The sequence below is a fragment of the Janthinobacterium sp. C22 genome (assembly GCF_057919405.1).
Map to the genome: position 1 here is coordinate 3,515,614 of NZ_CP193659.1, position 17,208 is coordinate 3,532,821.

17 protein-coding genes are annotated in these 17,208 nt (G+C 63.7%); 15 read left to right on the forward strand and 2 right to left on the reverse strand.

The features are described from left to right. Positions 1 to 6 precede the first annotated feature (6 nt). On the reverse strand, positions 7 to 885 hold the full coding sequence (locus ACRHIG_RS16420) for an STAS domain-containing protein (protein WP_475414954.1): 879 nt from the start codon (positions 883 to 885) through the stop codon (positions 7 to 9). 239 nt (positions 886 to 1,124) lie between these two features. On the opposite strand from ACRHIG_RS16420, the gene ACRHIG_RS16425 reads away from it, so the two are divergent. The 4 genes from ACRHIG_RS16425 (at position 1,125) to ACRHIG_RS16440 (ending at position 4,867) form a co-directional block, all read left to right on the forward strand. Then, complete coding sequence (locus ACRHIG_RS16425) at positions 1,125 to 1,538, forward strand: hemerythrin domain-containing protein (protein ID WP_489627112.1); 414 nt, start codon at positions 1,125 to 1,127, stop codon at positions 1,536 to 1,538. 31 nt (positions 1,539 to 1,569) lie between these two features. Continuing rightward, positions 1,570 to 2,751, forward strand: a complete 1,182-nt coding sequence (hmpA, locus tag ACRHIG_RS16430) for an NO-inducible flavohemoprotein (protein WP_489627113.1) — start codon at positions 1,570 to 1,572, stop codon at positions 2,749 to 2,751. A gap of 128 nt (positions 2,752 to 2,879) precedes the next feature. Next, positions 2,880 to 3,188 (forward strand): DUF485 domain-containing protein, encoded by a 309-nt coding sequence (locus tag ACRHIG_RS16435; RefSeq protein WP_086139238.1) that lies wholly within the window; start codon positions 2,880 to 2,882, stop codon positions 3,186 to 3,188. Then, positions 3,185 to 4,867 carry a cation acetate symporter gene (locus ACRHIG_RS16440; protein WP_475414957.1) on the forward strand — a complete coding sequence of 561 codons (1,683 nt, stop codon included), beginning with the start codon at positions 3,185 to 3,187 and terminating at the stop codon, positions 4,865 to 4,867. Before ACRHIG_RS16435 ends, ACRHIG_RS16440 begins: the two co-directional genes overlap by 4 nt. Before the next feature lie 63 nt (positions 4,868 to 4,930). Here ACRHIG_RS16440 and ACRHIG_RS16445 read toward each other — a convergent pair whose 3' ends face one another. Continuing rightward, positions 4,931 to 5,386, reverse strand: a complete 456-nt coding sequence (locus ACRHIG_RS16445; protein WP_475414958.1) for an RrF2 family transcriptional regulator — start codon at positions 5,384 to 5,386, stop codon at positions 4,931 to 4,933. A gap of 343 nt (positions 5,387 to 5,729) precedes the next feature. Between ACRHIG_RS16445 and ppc the strand changes: the two genes are divergently transcribed. The 11 genes from ppc (at position 5,730) to ACRHIG_RS16500 (ending at position 16,911) form a co-directional block, all read left to right on the forward strand. After that, entirely contained in the window at positions 5,730 to 8,483 is a 2,754-nt protein-coding gene (ppc, locus tag ACRHIG_RS16450; RefSeq protein ID WP_489627115.1) for a phosphoenolpyruvate carboxylase, read from the forward strand. A 99-nt stretch (positions 8,484 to 8,582) separates the two neighbouring features. Further along, positions 8,583 to 9,593, forward strand: a complete 1,011-nt coding sequence (gap, locus tag ACRHIG_RS16455) for a type I glyceraldehyde-3-phosphate dehydrogenase (protein ID WP_475414960.1) — start codon at positions 8,583 to 8,585, stop codon at positions 9,591 to 9,593. A 91-nt stretch (positions 9,594 to 9,684) separates the two neighbouring features. Then, on the forward strand, positions 9,685 to 11,145 hold the full coding sequence (gene pyk, locus ACRHIG_RS16460) for a pyruvate kinase (protein WP_215404338.1): 1,461 nt from the start codon (positions 9,685 to 9,687) through the stop codon (positions 11,143 to 11,145). Positions 11,146 to 11,314: 169 nt separating this feature from the next. Then, positions 11,315 to 11,491 carry a hypothetical protein gene (locus tag ACRHIG_RS16465; RefSeq protein ID WP_489627116.1) on the forward strand — a complete coding sequence of 59 codons (177 nt, stop codon included), beginning with the start codon at positions 11,315 to 11,317 and terminating at the stop codon, positions 11,489 to 11,491. A 192-nt stretch (positions 11,492 to 11,683) separates the two neighbouring features. Further along, a complete protein-coding gene (locus ACRHIG_RS16470; protein WP_489627117.1) occupies positions 11,684 to 12,190 on the forward strand; it encodes a sigma-70 family RNA polymerase sigma factor in 507 nt (168 codons plus the stop codon). Between the two features lie 76 nt (positions 12,191 to 12,266). Next, positions 12,267 to 12,554, forward strand: coding sequence for a DUF4880 domain-containing protein (locus tag ACRHIG_RS16475; protein ID WP_489627118.1), 288 nt, complete (start codon positions 12,267 to 12,269; stop codon positions 12,552 to 12,554). Beyond that, positions 12,551 to 12,793, forward strand: a complete 243-nt coding sequence (locus tag ACRHIG_RS16480; RefSeq protein ID WP_489627119.1) for a FecR domain-containing protein — start codon at positions 12,551 to 12,553, stop codon at positions 12,791 to 12,793. The genes ACRHIG_RS16475 and ACRHIG_RS16480 overlap by 4 nt, the downstream gene beginning before the upstream one ends. Next, a complete protein-coding gene (locus tag ACRHIG_RS16485; RefSeq protein ID WP_489627120.1) occupies positions 12,769 to 13,161 on the forward strand; it encodes a FecR family protein in 393 nt (130 codons plus the stop codon). Before ACRHIG_RS16480 ends, ACRHIG_RS16485 begins: the two co-directional genes overlap by 25 nt. A 194-nt stretch (positions 13,162 to 13,355) precedes the next feature. Then, positions 13,356 to 15,815 carry a TonB-dependent siderophore receptor gene (locus ACRHIG_RS16490; protein ID WP_489627121.1) on the forward strand — a complete coding sequence of 820 codons (2,460 nt, stop codon included), beginning with the start codon at positions 13,356 to 13,358 and terminating at the stop codon, positions 15,813 to 15,815. 74 nt (positions 15,816 to 15,889) lie between these two features. Continuing rightward, a complete protein-coding gene (locus ACRHIG_RS16495; protein WP_489627122.1) occupies positions 15,890 to 16,258 on the forward strand; it encodes a hypothetical protein in 369 nt (122 codons plus the stop codon). Continuing rightward, the gene (locus ACRHIG_RS16500; protein ID WP_489627123.1) at positions 16,255 to 16,911 is read left to right on the forward strand and encodes a hypothetical protein; all 657 of its coding nucleotides are present in this window, start codon (positions 16,255 to 16,257) and stop codon (positions 16,909 to 16,911) included. The genes ACRHIG_RS16495 and ACRHIG_RS16500 overlap by 4 nt, the downstream gene beginning before the upstream one ends. Positions 16,912 to 17,208: the final 297 nt, after the last annotated feature.

The window sequence follows — 17,208 nt, forward strand, 5'->3', positions numbered from 1 at the left end:
GGCGCCTCAGTGTTGTTGCTGCTGGTAGGTGATGCTGGAACCCGTGCGCTTCAGGGCCACGACGAAGGCGTCGGCCAGGGTGGCCTTGGTCATCACGTCTTCCAGGTTGACGCCCAGGTGCACGATGGTTTGCGCGATCTGCGGGCGGATGCCGCTGATGATGCAGTCGGCGCCCATCAGGCGCGCGGCGGCGATGGTCTTCAGCAGGTGCTGCGCCACCAGCGTGTCGACGGTGGGCACACCCGTGATGTCGATGATGGCGATCAGGGCGCCCGTGTCGACGATCTTTTGGAGCAGGCTTTCCATCACCACTTGCGTGCGGGCGCTGTCGAGGGTGCCGATCAGGGGCAGGGCCAGCACGTTTTGCCACAGCTGCACCACGGGCGTGGACAGTTCCAGCAATTCCTGCTGCTGGCGCAAGATCACCTGTTCGCGCGCCTTCTGGTAGATGGCGATGGTCAGCAGGCCCAGCTCGTCGAACAATTTGCTGGTGCTGACGATGGCGTCGCCCAGTTGCTCCGGCTGCGCCGTGATTGCCTTGCGCAGGTAGGCGAACAGCGGTTCCTTGAGGGCGAACATGAAGCTGGCCGTGTCGATCGGCGAATAGCCCTGGCGCACGCGCGACTGCGATATTTCGGCGAGCAGCTGGCGCGTGTCGTCCCAGGCGCCGCCTTCGATGTCGAACGAGTCGCCGCTTTCCAGCGCGCCCGCCAGCAGCGGCAAAAATTGCGATGCCTGCTGGCGCAGCTCGTTTTCGGCGATCTTGTCGCGCCGCACCAGGCGGGCGATCAGGCCGGCCATCCAGCCGTCCAGCAGTTCCGTGTGGTGCTCGTTGATGATGCCGGCCAGTTGCTGCGCCTGGCCCATGCCCGTCTTGATGTTCATACTGATCCTTCGCTGGAGTGGAGGGTGCGGCACGGCCGCAAACGGGCCCGCGCTGAGATGAATAAATTATAGGCAGACATGGCCGTGGCTTGTGTTCTGTGCCGCACATAGTGGCGCATGTCGATGCACATTCCTGCCGGAAACATTGACGTCTTCACCTGGACCATTAAAGATGTATATGGTTTGCATGTTTAAGCGGATTCCGCTACACTGGCAGCACTCAACAAGAGAATCACGCCATGAATATCGACAAATTCAAACAGCAGCACCTGGCCATCCTGGCCGCCATCGATGACTTGCGCCGGCTGGCGCGCGGCGGTGTCGCCGCGCAGGCGCAGGCCATCGCCGAACAGATCGTCGCCATGAGCGGCTTGATCAAGCTGCACCTGGCCGTCGAGCAGCGCTACCTGTATCCGGCCGCGCAGGCGTCCGGCGTGGCCAGGGTGGCCCAGCTGGGCCGCCAGTACGAACACGAGATGCACGGCATCGCCGGCGCCTACCTCGATTTCGCCGGCCGCTGGAATACGCCCGTGCGCCTGGCCGCCGAGCCGGAAGCCTTCCGCAGCGAAGCCAATACCGTGCTGCACGCGCTGTTCCAGCGCATGCGCCGCGAAGACCACGAGTTATACCCGGCCGTTGAAACACTGGCCTGAAACCGCTTACTAATAGATACAGGAGTTTTACATGCTGACCCCAGAACAACGCGCCATCATCACGGCCACCGTCCCCATCCTCGAGCAGGGCGGCGAAGCGCTGACGCGCCATTTCTACAAGAATCTGTTCCGCGACCATCCCGAGGTGCTGCCGTACTTTAACCAGGCGCACCAGCACAGCGGCGACCAGCAGCGCGCGCTGGCCAATGGCGTGCTGATGTACGCCAAGCATATCGACCAGCTGGAAGCGCTGGGCGACCTGGTGGCCACCATCGTCAACAAGCACGTGGCCCTGCAGATCCGCGCCGAGCACTATCCACTGGTGGGCGCCAGCCTGCTGCAGGCGATCCGCGAAGTCCTGGGCGAAGAGGTCGCCAGCGACGCCGTCATCGGCGCCTGGGGCGCGGCCTACGGCCAGCTGGCCGACATCCTGGCCGGCGAGGAAGGGCGCATCTACAAGGCGCAGGCCGCCGCACCGGGCGGCTGGAGCGGCGCGCGCGACTTCACCGTGCGCGGCAAGACGGTGGAAAGCGGCGAGATCACGTCCTTCCTGCTGGCGCCCGCCGACGGCCAGCCCGTGCTCGACTTTGCGCCAGGCCAGTACATCGGCGTGCTGGTCACGGTCGACGGCGTGCCCATGCGCCGCCAGTACTCCTTGTCGGCCGCCAGCAATGGCCAGACCTACCGCATCAGCGTCAAGCGGGAAGAGGGCGGCAAGGTGTCGAATTTCTTCCATGACCACGTGCAGGCGGGCGACACGGTGCAGCTGACGCCGCCCTCGGGCGACTTCGTGCTGACCGAGAGCGACAAGCCGCTGGTGCTGATCAGCGGCGGCGTGGGCATCACGCCGACCCTGGCCATGCTGACGGCGGCCCTGCGCGGCAAGCGTCCCGTGCATTTCATCCACGCGGCGCGCCACCACGGCGTGCATGCGTTCCGCGCGCAGATCGACGCACTGGCCGCGCGGCACCCGCAGCTGCAGCGCTATTACTGCTACGCGGAACATGCAGGTGAGCAAGACGCCCCGGACGCCGTCGGCTTGCTGGATAAAGAGCGGCTCGGTCACTGGCTGCCTGAATCGCGCGACGTCGATGCCTATTTCCTGGGGCCGCAGCCGTTCATGCGGGCCGTCAAGCGATACCTGCGCGAACTGGGCGTGCCGGAACGGCAGACGCACCATGAATTCTTCGGACCGGCTGCCGCGCTGAACTGACCTTGTCGGCCTGGTGTTGCTCCGGCGAGAAAAAACGCCGCCGTAAGGGGCGGGTAAGCCTCGCACCGTATCGTGAATGCAAGCTCGACAATAAAAGAGCAGGTTTTTACATATAACGGAGGCAACACATGCATGACGATCTGGTGCAACAAATCAAGCGCGATCCCAGCTACCATCAGCTGGTCAAGGTGCGCTCGCGCTTCGGCTGGGCTCTGACGGGCCTGATGATGCTGGTGTATTACGGCTACATCCTGCTCATCGCCTTCGACAAGGAATTTCTTGCCGCCAAAACGGGCGCGGGCGTGATGACATGGGGCATGCCGATCGGCCTGTTCGTCATCGTGTTTACCGTGGTCATCACGGGTATCTACGTGCGCCGCGCCAACAAGCAATTCGACGACCTGACCAGCGCGATCCAGGCACGGGTGCAGGCATGAGCGCCGCCAAGCATGCGCTGCGCGGCGTGGCCAGCCTGAGCGCGCTGGCCTTGCTGGGTGCCAGCAATGCCGCGTTCGCGGCCGGCGCCGACCTGGGCCAGGCGGTCAAGCAGCCCACCAACTGGACGGCCATCATCATGTTCGCCGTCTTCGTCATCTTCACCCTGTTCGTCACCAAGTGGGCGGCCAAGAAGACCAAGTCGGCCTCCGATTTCTACACGGCCGGCGGCGGCATCACGGGCTTCCAGAATGGCCTGGCCATCGCGGGCGACTATATGTCGGCCGCATCGTTTCTTGGCATTTCCGCCGCCGTCTTTTTGAACGGTTATGACGGCCTGATCTACGCCATCGGCTTTCTCGTCGGCTGGCCCGTCATCACCTTTTTGATGGCCGAGCGCCTGCGCAACCTGGGCCGCTACACCTTTGCCGACGTGGCCGCCTACCGCTTCAAGCAGGCGCCGATCCGCATTTTCTCGGCCTCCGGTACTCTCGTCGTCGTGGCCTTTTACCTGATCGCGCAGATGGTGGGCGCGGGCCAGCTGATCAAGCTGCTGTTCGGCCTCGAATACTGGATCGCCGTCGTCCTGGTCGGCACCCTGATGATGATCTACGTGCTGTTCGGCGGCATGACGGCCACCACCTGGGTGCAGATCATCAAGGCAGTGATGCTGCTGGGCGGCGCCACCTTCATGGCCGTGGCCGTGCTGGCGCAGTTCAACTTCAGCCCGGAAGCGCTGTTCGCCAAGTCGGTGGACGTGCATGCCACCAAGGAAGCCATCATGGGCCCCGGTTCCTTCATCAAGGACCCGATCTCGGCCATCTCGTTCGGCATGGCGCTGATGTTCGGCACGGCCGGCCTGCCGCACATCCTGATGCGTTTCTTCACGGTGCCGAGCGCCAAGGAAGCGCGCAAATCCGTGTTCTGGGCCACCACCTGGATCGCCTATTTCTACATTCTGACCTTCATCATCGGCTTTGGCGCCATCGTGCTGGTGAGCACCAATCCCGAGTTCAAGGACGCTGCCGGTAAATTGTTAGGCGGTAACAACATGGCGGCCGTGCACCTGGCCAAGGCCGTGGGCGGCAACGTCTTCCTCGGCTTCATGTCGGCGGTCGCGTTCGCCACCATCCTGGCCGTCGTGGCCGGTTTGACCCTGTCGGGCGCGTCGGCCGTGTCGCACGACCTGTATGCCACCGTCATCAAGAAGGGCAAGGCCACGGGCGCCAACGAGTTGAAGGTGTCGCGCGTGACGACCATCGTGCTGGGCATCATCGCCGTGGTGCTGGGTATTGCGTTCGAGAAGCAGAATATCGCCTTCATGGTCTCGCTGGCCTTCGCCATTGCCGCCTCGGCCAACTTCCCCGTGCTGTTCATGTCGGTGCTGTGGAAAGACTGCACCACGCGGGGCGCCACCATCGGCGGTTTCCTGGGCTTGACCACGGCCGTGGCGCTGACGGTGGTGTCGAAGTCCGTGTGGGTCGACGTGCTCGGTCATGGCGAAGCGTTGTTCCCGTACGCTTCGCCGGCGCTGTTCTCGATGACGGCGGGCTTCGTCGGCATCTGGCTGTTCTCGGTGCTCGACAAGAGCCCGCGCGCGCGCATCGACCGTGCAGGCTATGAAGCGCAGCAAATGCGTTCGGAAACGGGCATCGGCGCGGCAGGCGCCAGCGCGCATTGATGTTTTGGTAGTTGCTGCAGCAAACAATGCCCGGTTCGCCGGGCATTGTTGTTTGTGGCACGCTTACTTTGCCACGCGCAGGGGAATCACGCCGGCCGCCAGCGCGGGTGCGCCCGGCGCCGCTTCGAGTATCGATGCCAGGGTCACCGTGTCGAGCACGGCCAGGAAGGCGGCCGTGGCCTGGCCCAGCTTGGCTTTCAGCAGGCAATCGGGCGTCAGCGGGCAGGTATTGTTTTCCTTGTTGAAGCACTCGGCCATGAAGAAATCGCTTTCCGTCTCGCGTACCACCGTGCCGATATTGATCTCGGCCGGGTCGCGCGCCAGGCGCAGGCCGCCGTTGCGTCCACGCACGGTTTCCACGATGCCCGACAGGCCCAACTGGTGCACCACCTTCATCAGGTGGTTTTTCGAAATCGCATGCAGGTCGGCGATGTCCTGGATGGTGACGAGGCGGTCGCGGTGCACGCCCAGGTACATCAGGGTGCGCAGGGTGTAGTCGGTATAGGCAGTCAGTCGCATGGGCATCGTTCATAAGATGTGGATTACATCCTTGTTTCATCCGCAGCATACAGGAGAGCGCGGGCCCTGTGTGTTGCGCCGTCACTTTTCAGCCTCGAAAGACAAAAGTTGATTGCCTTTCGCTTAAATGCGTAGTAAATTTTCATATTGTTGCCATGGCAAACAGCTCGCAAGCCCCTGCCGAGCCCTTTGGGCATGGATTTTATTGATGAAAATCAAGAGGATGGTGAAGCAATAAGGTAAATTTACTACAAAAATCGGATGATGGGCGTTTCCCGGGCCGGGGAGCGCGTACTACGCAATCTGTGCGGTGCCGCCGTGGCCGCCCCAGGAAATGAATACCATGCAAATGAATGAAGTGAAAGACGAGCTGCTGAGCAGCGATATCCGCCAGCTGGGCCGTCTGCTGGGCGACGCCATCCGCAACCATCTGGGCGACCCCGCCTTCGAGCGCATCGAACATGTGCGCCAGTTGGCCATCCGTTTCCGCCGCGACAATGATGAAGCAGCGCGCGCGCAGCTGTCCGATGCGCTGCAAGCGCTGTCGCAGGAAGAAACCACGCAATTGACGCGCGCTTTCAGCTATTTCTCGCTGCTGGCCAACATTGCGGAAGATCAACACCACATCCGCCGCACGCGCGCCCACTTGATCGCCGGTTCGCCGCCGCGCCAGGGCAGTCTCAGCCATGCCGTCGGCAATGTGTTTGACGCGGGCAAGGCCGATGCGCTGGAAACTTTCTTTGAAGATGCGTTTGTCAGCCCCGTGTTCACGGCCCATCCGACGGAAGTGCAGCGCAAGAGCATCCAGAATTGCCAGATGGCCATCGCGCGCCTGTTGAGCGAGCGCGACCGCGTGCAAATGACGCCGGAAGAGGCGGAGCAGAACGAAGAAGCGCTGGGACGAGGCATCGTGACCCTGTGGCAAACGCGTTTGTTGCGTACGAGCAAGCTGTCCGTCATGGATGAAGTGGCCAATGGCCTGTCGTTCTACGACCACACGATCTTGCGCGAACTGCCGAAATTGTATTCCTCGCTGGAAACGATGCTGGCCCAGCGCGATGCCCGCTGGGAAGATGCGGAATTGCCCAATTTTATGAAGGTCGGCAGCTGGATAGGCGGCGACCGCGACGGTAATCCCTTCGTCACGGCCGACATCCTGCGCAGCACCCTGCAGACGCAGGCGGACAAGGTGCTCGATTTTTACCTCGGCGAATTGCGCAAGCTCGCTTCTCAACTGTCGCTGGCGCAAATCCTGAACGCCTGCAGCGAGCCGCTGCGCGCGCTGGCCGAACGCTCGGCCGATGCCTCGCCGCACCGGGTCGATGAACCGTACCGCCGCGCCCTGCATGGTATCCATGCGCGCCTCGATGCGACGCGCGTGGTGCTCTCTGGCAAGGGCAAGCAGGTGGACGGCGTGCAGCCTTACGCTGCGGCCGCCGAGCTGCTGGCCGACTTGGACGTGGTCCAGCATTCACTCGTCAGCAATGGCTTGCGCGCACTGGCGCGGGGCCGGCTGCGCCAGCTGCGCCGCGCCGTCAAGGTCTTCGGCTTTTCGCTGGCGCCGCTGGACTTGCGCCAGAATTCCGACGTGCACGAGCGCGTCGTGGGCGAACTGTTCGCGGGCGCCCAGCCGGGCCTGGTCTACCTGGACCTCGATGAAGAGCAGCGCATCAGCTTGCTGCTGGCCGAGCTGGAATCGCCGCGCCTGCTGGCGTCGCCGTATGCACAGTACTCGGAAGAAACGACGTCCGAACTCGACATCTTCCGCGCCGTGCGCGCAGCCCACGTCAAATACGGCAAGGAATCGGTGCCGAACTGCATCATCTCCAAGGCGGCCAGCGTGTCGGACTTGCTGGAAGTGGCCTTGTTGCTGAAGGAAGTGGGTCTGCTGCGCCAGGACCGCCGCGAAGTGGACGTCAATATCATTCCCCTGTTCGAAACGATCGACGATTTGCGCGCCGGCCCCGCCATCATGGCGCGCGCCTTCGGCTTGCCGTTCTACCGGGGCTTGCTGGCGTCGCGCGCGGACCAGCAGGAAGTCATGCTCGGCTATTCCGACAGCAACAAGGACGGCGGCTTCTTGACCTCCGGCTGGGAACTTTACAAGGCCGAGATCGAGCTGGTGACGGTCTTCAAGCAATATCAGATCAAGCTGCGCCTGTTCCACGGCCGCGGCGGTTCCGTCGGCCGCGGCGGCGGACCCAGCTACGAAGCCATCCTGGCCCAGCCGGCCGGCGCCGTGCAGGGCCAGATCCGGCTGACGGAGCAGGGCGAAGTCATCACGGCCAAGTATGCGAACCCGGAAGTAGGGCGCCGCAACCTGGAAGTGCTGGTGGCCGCCACCATCCAGTCGACCCTGCTGCCGCAGGCGCAGCTGCAGCCGAAGGCTTCGGCCGGCGCGGGCCATTTGGCCGCCATGGAAGAACTGTCCGGCACGGCTTTGAACGCTTACCGCGACCTCGTCTACGGCACGGACGGCTTCGAACAGTACTTTTGGGAATCGACGGTGATCGCGGAAATTGCCGCACTGAATATCGGCAGCCGTCCCGCCTCGCGCAAGAAATCCACGTCCATCGAGGATTTGCGCGCGATTCCCTGGGTCTTGAGCTGGGCCCAATGCCGTTTGATGCTGCCGGGCTGGTTCGGTTTCGGTTCCGCCGTGCAAGCCTACCTGGCCGCCCATCCCGCGGACGGCGCGGACGTGCTGCGCGGCATGTACACGGATTGGCCCTTCTTCACGTCCTTGCTGTCGAACATGGATATGGTGCTGGCCAAGAGCGACATCGCCATCGCCGGCAAGTATGCGGAACTCGTCAAGGACAAGGCCTTGCGCGACGCCATCTTTACGCGTATCCGCGCCGAATACGCAGCCACCTTGGCCGCCTTGAAGCTGATCACGGGCCAGGAAGAGTTGCAGCAAGCCAATCCGCTGATGCAGCGCTCGATACGCAACCGTTTCCCGTATATCGACCCGCTCAACCACGTGCAGGTGGAACTGCTGAAACGTTTTCGTGAAGGTAAACAGGATGCGGCGGCCCGCACGGGGATCCATTTGTCGATCAATGGGATTGCGGCGGGGTTGCGGAATAGTGGTTAATTCTTTTTAACCCAATGGCAAATGCTGGGGTCGGACCTTAAGGTCCGACCCCGGTTTTGGCACCTGGGTTAGTTTTAAGCAAAACAACAAGGAGACAGCATGACCATCAAAGTTGCCATCAATGGCTATGGCCGCATCGGCCGCAACGTCTTGCGCGCGTTTTATGAAGGCGGCAAGCAGCAGGATATCGAGATCGTCGCCATCAACGACCTGGGCGACGCCAAGTCGAATGCGCATCTGACGCGCTACGACACGGTGCATGGCAAGTTTCCCGGCGTCGTCACCATCGATGGCGAGAACATGCTCGTCAACGGCGACCGCATCCGCGTCTTCGCGCAGCGCGATCCGGCCTTGATTCCGTGGGGAGAGTTGGGTGTTGACGTGGTGCTCGAATGCACGGGTTTCTTCACCACCAAGGAAAAAGCCTCGGCCCATTTAAAGGGCGGGGCGAAGAAAGTCATCATTTCCGCGCCGGGCGGCAAGGACGTGGACGCCACCATCGTGTTCGGCGTCAACCAGCACGTGCTGAAAGCCACGGACACGGTCATCTCGAATGCCTCGTGCACGACGAATTGCCTCGCGCCTCTGGTGAAACCGCTCAACGACGCCATCGGCATCGAATCGGGCCTGATGACCACCGTGCATGCCTACACCAACGACCAGGTCTTGTCCGACGTGATGCATGAAGACTTGCGCCGCGCCCGCTCGGCCACGCATTCGATGATCCCCACCAAGACGGGTGCGGCCGCCGCTGTCGGCCTGGTCTTGCCGGAACTGAATGGCAAGCTCGATGGTTTCGCCGTGCGCGTGCCGACGATCAACGTGTCGCTGGTCGACCTGTCCTTCATCGCCAAGCGTGATACCAGCGTCGAGGAAGTCAATGCCTTGCTGAAAACGGCGTCGGAAGGCGCGCTGAAAGGCATTCTCACATACCAGACGGAACCGCTCGTTTCCATCGATTTCAACCACAACCCGGCCTCGTCGAACTTCGATGCGACCCTGACCAAGGTCTCGGGCCGCCTCGTGAAAGTGTCGTCGTGGTACGACAACGAGTGGGGCTTCTCGAACCGCATGCTCGACACCACGGTCGCCCTGATGGCGGCCAAGTAAGAAAGAACCAGCGCTGATCCAGCGCACCAGGACGGCCGGCCCACAAGGCCGGCCCTTGCAGCAGCACGAACCTTATAGAAAGCAGCACACCATGACCATGCAAGTACAGCAACGCGCCACCAAGATCGTTTCCACCATCGGCCCCGCTTCGAACGATATCGATACCCTGGTCCGCATGTTCAAGGCCGGCGTCGATGTCGTGCGCCTGAACTTCTCGCATGGCAAGGCGCAAGACCATATCGACCGCGCCCGCATGGTGCGCGAAGCGGCAGCCCTGTGCGGCCGCGAAGTGGCCATCATGGCCGACTTGCAAGGCCCGAAAATCCGCGTTGGCAAGTTTGAAGAAGGCAAGATTTTCCTGGAAAACGGCGCCAAGTTCATCCTCGACGCGAAATGGGGCGAAAACGGCGAGCTGGGCAATATCGAGCGCTGCGGCCTCGACTACAAGGAATTGCCGCGCGACTTGCGCGCTGCCGACGTGCTGCTGCTCAACGACGGCCTCATCGTCTTGACGGTGGACAAGGTCGTCGGCAGCGAAATCCACACGACGGTGAAAATCGGCGGCGAATTGTCGAACAACAAGGGCATCAACCGCCAGGGCGGCGGCTTGTCCGCGCCAGCCCTGACGGCGAAAGACATGGAAGACGTGAAAACGGCGATGAGCTTCCAGGCCGATTACGTGGCCGTCTCGTTCCCGAAAAACGCCACGGACATGGTCATGGCGCGCCAGCTGGCCAATATCGCCGGCGAAGCGTGGGACCACAAGCCGATGATGATCGCCAAGATCGAACGGGCGGAAGCCATTCCTGCGCTACAGGAAATCCTCGACGCTTCCGACGGCATCATGGTGGCCCGTGGCGATTTGGCGGTCGAGGTGGGCAATGCGGCCGTGCCGGCCTTGCAAAAGCGCATGATCAAGATGGCGCGCGCGTCGAACAAGCTGGCGATCACGGCCACGCAGATGATGGAGTCGATGATCGTCAATGCCGTGCCGACCCGCGCGGAAGTGTCCGACGTGGCCAATGCCGTGCTCGACGGCACGGACGCCGTCATGACGTCGGCGGAAACGGCCTCGGGCCGCTACCCGATCGAAACGGTGGAAGCCATGGCCGCCATCTGCCTGGACGCGGAAAAGTGGGATACCTGCAAGCTGGATGCCGATTTCCTCAACGCCACGTTCTCGCGCATCGACCAGTCGATCGCCTACGGCGCGCTGTTTACAGCCCACCACCTGCGCGTGAAAGCCATTGCCACGCTGACGGAATCGGGTTCCACGGCCCTGTGGATGAGCCGTTGCAACATCGACATCCCCATCGTCGCCCTGACCCCGAGCGTGGGCACGCGCCGCAAGCTGGCCCTGTACCGCAACGTCAGCACCCTGGAACTGACGTCCGGCACCGACCGCGACAAGGTCTTGCAGCAAGCGGAAGACTTGTTGCTGGAACATAAAGTCGTGGCCAAGGGCGACACCGTCGTGCTGACCTGGGGCGAGCCGATGGGCAAGGTCGGTGGCACGAACGCGTTGAAGATCATGAAGATCGGTCAGCATTGATCTTGGTATCGTTGGAAACGGCGTAAGCCGGCTTGGCAGTCTTAAGAATGCCTGAAAGATCCGTCCACACCGGCCAACCGCGGGGCAGATGCGCAATCTGCCGTTGCGGCGCCCACATTTCCGTGTCAGCATAGCTTTCCTGCCTTCCAAGGCGTGTCCGGAGTGCATGATGACTACCTGCCTGCCGGCCCTGATCTGGTCGCGGTCGGCCTTCGCTTGTCTCTTCATTGCCAAATGCCGCAGCTTGAAAACCACTGCCGTCAGGGCCATCCTGGTGGTGTTTCTGGGGCCGCTGGCCATTCCCTTCGTGCTGACCGTAAAGCCCGGGAAACCCGCGCCGGCGTAAGCCGTCGGCCGTCCTTGGACTGCCGGCATGCCGCATTGCATGACGGATGCGCGACAGCCGCGCTGCACAGCCTAAAACAACAGTTTCCAGGCGCGGGCAGGCGCTGGCGTTGACGCCGGGCGGCACTGTTTGCGATAATGAGAATTATTATCAATTGGCCGCGCCTTGCCTTGCGCGCATCGGAGCCCCCTAGTGAACATTGCGCAGTCCAGCGAGTCGATAGCAGGCATCTACAGCAGCCACCACGGCTGGCTGATGCGCTGGCTGCGCGCCAAGCTGCAGTGCGCCGACCATGCGGCCGACCTGGCGCAGGATACCTTCGTGCGCCTGCTGACGGCGCCGCCCGAGGGCCGGCACAGCTTGCGCGAACCGCGTGCCTATCTCACCACCGTGGCGCAGCGCCTGCTGATCGACCATTACCGGCGCCTGTCGCTGGAGCAGGCGTGGCTGGAAACGCTGGCGCAGCAGCCCGATCTGCTGATGCAGTCGCCGGAAGAGCGTTTGCTGGTACTGGAGGCCTTGCAGCGCATCGATGCCATGCTCGACGGCTTGCCGCCGCTGGTGCGCAACGCCTTCCTGCTGGCGCATGTCGATGGCCTCGCTTACGGGGAAATCGCCCGGCGCCTGGCCGTGAGCGAGCGCAGCATCAAGCGCTACATGGTGCAGGCGTTCGAGCGCTGCATCCTCTTGATCCTGTGAACGCCAGCACGGCTGCCATCGACCCGCGCGCCGCCCGCGCGGCGGCGCAATGGCTGGTGCGCCTGCACGGGGGCCTTTGAACCTTGACGAACAGCAAGCCTTCCAGGCCTGGCGCGCCGGAGATCCCGCGCATGAGGCGGCGTGGAAACGGGCCGAGCTCGTGTGCGGCACCCTGGCCAGCGTGCCGCCGGCGCTGCGCCAGACGGCGGATGCGTCGCCGCAGTCGCCGCACAAGCGTGCCGTGCTCTACGGCCTGGCGGGGCTGATCGCGGCCGGGCCGGCGCTGTGGCTGGCCAGCGAATCGGCGCCCTGGCAGGCGTGGCGCGCGGCCATCCGCACGGCCAGGGGGAAATCCGCCACATGACATTACCCGATGGCACGCAACTGGTGCTCAATACGGACACGGCCATCGACCTGCGCTTTGACGGGGCGGCGCGGCTGGTGGCCTTGCATGCCGGGGAAATCCACGTTGCCACGGCGCACGACCAGGCCGTGCCGGCGCGCCCGTTTCTCGTGCGCAGCAGCAATGGGGTCGTGCGCGCGCTCGGTACGCACTTCAGCGTGCGCCAGGGGGCAGCGTGCTGGCACCGCGCACGCGGGTGAGGGTCAGCGAGGGCGCCGTCGAGATACGGCCAAGGGAAGCTACCGATGCCGTGCGCAGGGTCGATGCGGGCCGGCAGGGCAGTTTCGATGACGTGGCCATTTCCGCCTTGACGCCGCTGGCGCCGCATGCTGACGCCTGGCTGCGGGGCGTGCTGATCGCCGAGCGCATGCCGCTGGGCGAGGTGCTGGAACAGGTGGCGCGCTACCGCTACGGCGTGCTGCGCTGCGATCCGGCGCTCGCCGCCATGCCCGTGGACGGCATCTTCCAGTTGCACGACCCGGACAACATCCTGCTCTTGCTGCAACGGGCCTTGCCGATCCGGCTGGCGCGCCGCACGCGCTACTGGATCAGTGTCGAGGCGGCTTGAGCGTGTCGGCTTACGCCCTGTGGGCTAAGCCGACCTACGACTCGAAGATACTGTTATCCCCGGCAAGCGCCGCCATGTGCATTTCCCCTGTCCCTTTTTCGGATTGCTTCGTCATACAAGGTAGAGAACGAACAATCCGAACCATCGAAAGGGTTTACATGGCTTTGCAGCACCGTAGCTTGACAGCAGCGCGCATGACGCTCCATCCCACCACCGGCGCCGTGCGCGCCGCGCTGGTCCTGCTCCTCGCCGTGGGCGCGGCCAGCGCCACTTTGCCGCACATGGCGCTGGCGGCCGAGTCCAGCCCGGCCGCCAGCCTGCGCGACTACAGCATTCCCGCCGGCAGCCTGCGCGATGCGCTGGCCTCGTTTTCCATCGCCGCCGGCATCAACCTGTCCACGCAGGGCGTGGCGCTCGACGGCTTGGCGACGCCGGGCTTGCGGGGCCGTTATGGCGTCGCGGCCGGCTTGCAAACGTTGCTGCAAGGCAGCGGACTGGACGTGGTGGACGGCGGCAGCGGCAATTACCTGTTACGCAAGATCAATACCAGCACGGCCGAGAGCGGTCTGGCCAGCATGCCGGCCGTCGTCGTCAGCGCCGAGGCGGACCGCGCCACGGAAGGCACGGGCCTCTATACGTCGCGCGCCATGTCGACGGCCACGGGGCTGAACCTGTCGCAGCGCCACACGCCGCAAACGGTCAGCGTGATTGCGCGCCAGCAGATGGAAGATTTCGATTTGACCACCTTGCAGGATGTCGCGCGCGCCACGCCTGGCTTGTATGGCAAGACGCAGGGCGTGTCCGACCAGGAAACCACGTATTTTGCGCGCGGTTTTGCTTTGAGCCACGTCAATGTCGATGGCTTGCCGCTGGATGTCACGGGGTTTAATGAGCGTAATGTTTCCGCCGACATGCTGATGTACGACCGGGTGGAAGTGGTGCGCGGCGCCACGGGTTTGATGGAAGGGGCGGGCGCGCCGTCGGGCAGCATCAACATGATACGCAAGCGCCCCACGGCCACGCCCTTGCTGAACGCGTCCGTGCACGTGGGCAGCTGGAAGGACAAGCAACTGACGGTGGACGCCAGCAATGCCCTGAACGCCTCGGGCAGCGTGCGCGGCAGGGTGGCGGCCAGCTGGCGCGACAGCGACAGTTTCGTCGACGTGGTCAACAACAGCAATGGCACCGTGTATGCGATCGTCGAAGCGGACCTGACGCCGTCCACCACGGCCGGCATCGGTTTCTCGCGCCAGCACAGCCGCACCGATGGCGTGTTTGTCGGCTTGCCGACGTTTGCCGACGGCCGCCACATGGACTTGCCCCGCTCGACCTTCCTGAATAATGCCGATTCGTTCCAGAAACGCGACAACAACGTCGTCTTCGCCGACCTGGAAACCAGGCTGGAGAAGGGCTGGCGCAGCCGCTTTGCCATCACGCGCATCGATGCCTCTTCCAGCACGCGCAATACCACCAATAGCCGCATCGATGGCGAGATCTATCGCTTCAGCCAGTCGGAAACGGGCTGGAAGTACAACACGGATCAGGTGGTGGCCGACTGGCGCCTGAGCGGCCCCGTCACCTGGTTCGGCCGCCAGCACGACGTCATCGTCGGCGCCAGCTACCGCCACGACGATTCGGACGCGGGCCAGAGCTGGGAAGGGGCGGCCGCGCGCGTGATCGACATCCGCCACTGGAATCCCCATGCCTACCGCATGAACGGCGCGCCGTTCGAGCCGTACAACTGGGGCCGCAAGACGGACGAGAAGGGTATTTATGCGGCCGGCAACTTCAGCCTGGCCGATCCGCTGCGCCTGGTGCTGGGCGGTCGCTTCGGCTGGTATGCGCAGGACGTCACGGGCTGGTATTCGATCAACCCAGTCTGGCGCCGCGATCTGACGGAAAGCGCGAAATTTACGCCGTACGCGGGTCTCGTCTATGATGTGGATCAACATCACTCCCTGTACGCAAGCGGCACGCAGATATTCCAGCCGCAAAGCGTGCTCGACGTGGGCGGCAATACCTTGCCGCCGCTGAGCGGCACCAATCTGGAAGCGGGCGTCAAGGGCGAGTATTTCGGCGGCAGGCTCAACGCCAGCGGCGCCCTGTTCCGCATCAAGCAAAACAACCGCGCCATGGCCGATGAAGTCAATTGCCCGACGGGCGGCGCCATCTACTGCGCCCGCGCGGCCGGGCAGGTGCGGAGCGAAGGCGTCGATCTGCAACTCTCTGGCTCGCCTTTGCCGGGCTGGCAGATCGCGGGCGGCTATACCTATGTGCTGGCCAAGTACACGAAAGACAGCGTGGCGGCGAATATCGGCCAGCGCATCGCCACGGATGAACCGAAGCAATTGTTCAAGCTGTACACGACTGTGCAGCTGAGCGGCAGCCTGGCGCGGTGGAACCTGGGCGCCTCCGTATCCGCGCAGGACAAGATCTACCGCCGCGACACGGGCTACCTGACGCAGCAGGGCGGCTACGCCATCGTCGGCCTGACGGCCGGCTACCGCCTGAGCGAGCAGCTGCAGCTTCGCGTCAGCGTCGACAACGTGCTCGACCGCCGCTACTACCAGGGCCTCGGTTATGCGTGGTCGGGCGGGCTGGAGCGCTACGGCGCGCCGCGCAGCGTGCTGCTGTCCCTGAACTACAAGCTGTAGCCGTGGCGCCAGCGGAGCGCGCCCGGCCGGGCGCCTCTGCTACACTGCCGCCGTCCTCATTTTCTACTGATCCCATGACCGCCACACACGTCCTCACGCCCCTGAAAAGCGCTTTCCAGCAATCGCGCGCCGAAAACAACATCGAGCTGATCCTGCCCGAACTGCTGGCCGCGCAATTGCACGTCGTTATCGGCGGGCAGAGCGAGCAGATCGACCTGTTCCTCGTGCCGTCGCCGAATCCCGAGCGCCAGTGCGTGACGGTGGCGGAAGACCCTGCCTTCCTGGCCGGCATCAATTTTCCGAAGATTCCCGTCACGGGCGCGCAATTGATCGCGTCGATTCCCGCCGAGGTCGAGATCGTCATCCTGCATGGCGATGGCGCCAACTACCTGACGCGCGAACAGCTGGCGTGGTTCCGCGGCATGCTGGCGCCGACCGCTTGAGCGGGGAGCTGGGACCCAGGCTGAAGCCGGCGCGCGCGGAATGGATATGCTTTACGGCGGCCGACGATGCCGCGGCCCAGGCGGCGCTGATGGCGGACATGCGTCCCGTGCTGTCGCGCAGCGTGCTGCTGGCCGGCTGCGCGCTGATCCTCGCCTTTGTCGGGCAAGCCGTCTGGCGCGACGTGCCGTACGCGGGCGAGGCAGTGTTGTTCGGTCCGCTGGCTCTGGCCGCCTGGATCGCGGGCCTGGTGCTGTTTCCCGGACGCGCTTTGCTCTTTCATGTGGAACTTGGCGATGCGGGCCTGTTGCTGCGGCGCCACGCGCGGTGCCTGCCCGGCTGGGATAAAAGCGTGCAGCTGGAGTTGGCGCAGCTGCAGCGGCTGGACGTGGTCACGTATGCGGGCGCATTGCAGGTCTATCGGACCCCGGCACCGCTGGCGCGCGTGGAGCTGCTGCTCTACACGACTCTCGCGGACTGTCCGCTGATCCGCGTGGTGGGCCTGAACTTGCCCGTGCCGCAGCGCTGGACGCTGTGCCAGATCAGGGAGGAACTGAGCCGCCGCTGTAGACTGGCCGGTATCCCTGTCCGCGAGACGGCTGGGCCGATCAGCCAGGAATCCGCGGCCATCCGCGCGCGCTGGCCGCAGGGGTAGGCGCAGACGGGCCAGTGTCGCATCGCCGCCGCAATAACTATCATTTTTGATAACTGTATTGCTGAAGTCCTATGAATATTTTCGCAAAGCAACTATACTCATGGCTCTTTAAAAAATCATCGTCACGCTGGCGGCCAGCCATCCGCGCCAGAGTTCGTACGCATTCCGCTTTTTCCCTCTGTAAAAAGCACCTTTCCCCGCGCGGCAGGCGCGGGCGTGATGACCGAGCCTTGCCCTGGTCGACTGCTACCGTTGTCATTTTCGCTGTGTTTCCGCTTTACTAAAAGGCCGGGCGCC

Coding starts and splice junctions, on each gene's coding strand:
- ACRHIG_RS16435 (WP_086139238.1), top strand. CDS start 2,880: ATGCATGACGATCTGGTGCAACAAATCAAGCGCGATCCCAGCTACCAT.
- pyk (WP_215404338.1), top strand. CDS start 9,685: ATGACCATGCAAGTACAGCAACGCGCCACCAAGATCGTTTCCACCATC.
- ACRHIG_RS16425 (WP_489627112.1), top strand. CDS start 1,125: ATGAATATCGACAAATTCAAACAGCAGCACCTGGCCATCCTGGCCGCC.
- gap (WP_475414960.1), top strand. CDS start 8,583: ATGACCATCAAAGTTGCCATCAATGGCTATGGCCGCATCGGCCGCAAC.
- ACRHIG_RS16490 (WP_489627121.1), top strand. CDS start 13,356: ATGACGCTCCATCCCACCACCGGCGCCGTGCGCGCCGCGCTGGTCCTG.
- ACRHIG_RS16420 (WP_475414954.1), bottom strand. CDS start 885: ATGAACATCAAGACGGGCATGGGCCAGGCGCAGCAACTGGCCGGCATC.
- ACRHIG_RS16495 (WP_489627122.1), top strand. CDS start 15,890: ATGACCGCCACACACGTCCTCACGCCCCTGAAAAGCGCTTTCCAGCAA.
- ppc (WP_489627115.1), top strand. CDS start 5,730: ATGCAAATGAATGAAGTGAAAGACGAGCTGCTGAGCAGCGATATCCGC.
- ACRHIG_RS16440 (WP_475414957.1), top strand. CDS start 3,185: ATGAGCGCCGCCAAGCATGCGCTGCGCGGCGTGGCCAGCCTGAGCGCG.
- hmpA (WP_489627113.1), top strand. CDS start 1,570: ATGCTGACCCCAGAACAACGCGCCATCATCACGGCCACCGTCCCCATC.
- ACRHIG_RS16480 (WP_489627119.1), top strand. CDS start 12,551: ATGACATTACCCGATGGCACGCAACTGGTGCTCAATACGGACACGGCC.
- ACRHIG_RS16465 (WP_489627116.1), top strand. CDS start 11,315: ATGACTACCTGCCTGCCGGCCCTGATCTGGTCGCGGTCGGCCTTCGCT.
- ACRHIG_RS16445 (WP_475414958.1), bottom strand. CDS start 5,386: ATGCGACTGACTGCCTATACCGACTACACCCTGCGCACCCTGATGTAC.